Annotated in this window: 8 tRNA genes and 1 rRNA gene; all 9 read right to left on the reverse strand. The window is 48.9% G+C overall.

Annotated features, from left to right (window positions below):
* A tRNA-Leu gene (locus KNO72_RS15385) sits at positions 1-88 on the reverse strand.
* A 9-nt stretch (positions 89-97) separates the two neighbouring features.
* Positions 98-172, reverse strand: a tRNA-Gly gene (locus tag KNO72_RS15390).
* A gap of 15 nt (positions 173-187) precedes the next feature.
* Positions 188-268, reverse strand: a tRNA-Leu gene (locus KNO72_RS15395).
* A 38-nt stretch (positions 269-306) separates the two neighbouring features.
* A tRNA-Lys gene (locus KNO72_RS15400) sits at positions 307-382 on the reverse strand.
* 12 nt (positions 383-394) lie between these two features.
* Positions 395-470: transfer RNA gene (locus KNO72_RS15405), tRNA-His, on the reverse strand.
* Between the two features lie 10 nt (positions 471-480).
* Positions 481-556, reverse strand: a tRNA-Thr gene (locus KNO72_RS15410).
* 8 nt (positions 557-564) lie between these two features.
* Positions 565-640 (reverse strand) — tRNA-Phe (locus tag KNO72_RS15415).
* A 19-nt stretch (positions 641-659) separates the two neighbouring features.
* A tRNA-Asp gene (locus KNO72_RS15420) sits at positions 660-735 on the reverse strand.
* 75 nt (positions 736-810) lie between these two features.
* Positions 811-899: ribosomal RNA gene (rrf, locus tag KNO72_RS15425) — 5S ribosomal RNA — on the reverse strand; the annotation flags it as partial.

The following is an 899-nucleotide window of genomic DNA, read 5'->3' on the forward strand; positions in this document are numbered from 1 at the left end:
TGGTGCGGTCGAGAGGACTTGAACCTCCACGGTGTTAACCACCACTAGGCCCTCAACCTAGCGCGTCTACCGATTCCGCCACGACCGCATATTAAGATGGAGCGGAAGACGGGATTCGAACCCGCGACCCCGACCTTGGCAAGGTCGTATTCTACCACTGAACTACTTCCGCATAAGTATTTAGAGATGCGGGTGAAGGGACTCGAACCCCCACGTCAAAGACACTAGATCCTAAGTCTAGCGCGTCTACCAATTCCGCCACACCCGCACGTGAAATTACGTATTGAATAAAAAATAATGAGAAAATGGTGAGCCATGCAGGGCTCGAACCTGCGACCCTCTGATTAAAAGTCAGATGCTCTACCAACTGAGCTAATGGCTCATTAAATTTTAATGGGGCGGCTGAAGGGAATTGAACCCTCGAATGCCGGAATCACAATCCGGTGCGTTAACCACTTCGCCACAACCGCCATGAAAAAATGGTGCCGGCGAAAGGATTCGAACCCTCGACCCTCTGATTACAAGTCAGATGCTCTACCAACTGAGCTACACCGGCGTGTTATATGGTGGCTTTGGACGGAATCGAACCGCCGACACAAGGATTTTCAGTCCTTTGCTCTACCAACTGAGCTACAAAGCCATACGTATTAAATTAAAAATGGCGGTCTCGACGGGATTCGAACCCGCGATCTTCTGCGTGACAGGCAGACATGTTAACCCCTACACCACGAGACCGTTTTAAGTCATATCGACTTTACCTATTTTAAAGGTCATTCTATGTAAAGTCAATAACTTTTTTAAAAAAATAAAGCCTGGCAACGTCCTATCCTCACAGGGGGAGATCCCCCAACTACTTTCGGCGCTGAGACGCTTAACTTCTGTGTTCGGCATGGGAACAG

The sequence above is a fragment of the Exiguobacterium sp. s123 genome (assembly GCF_018617075.1).
Lineage (GTDB): Bacteria > Bacillota > Bacilli > Exiguobacteriales > Exiguobacteriaceae > Exiguobacterium > Exiguobacterium profundum.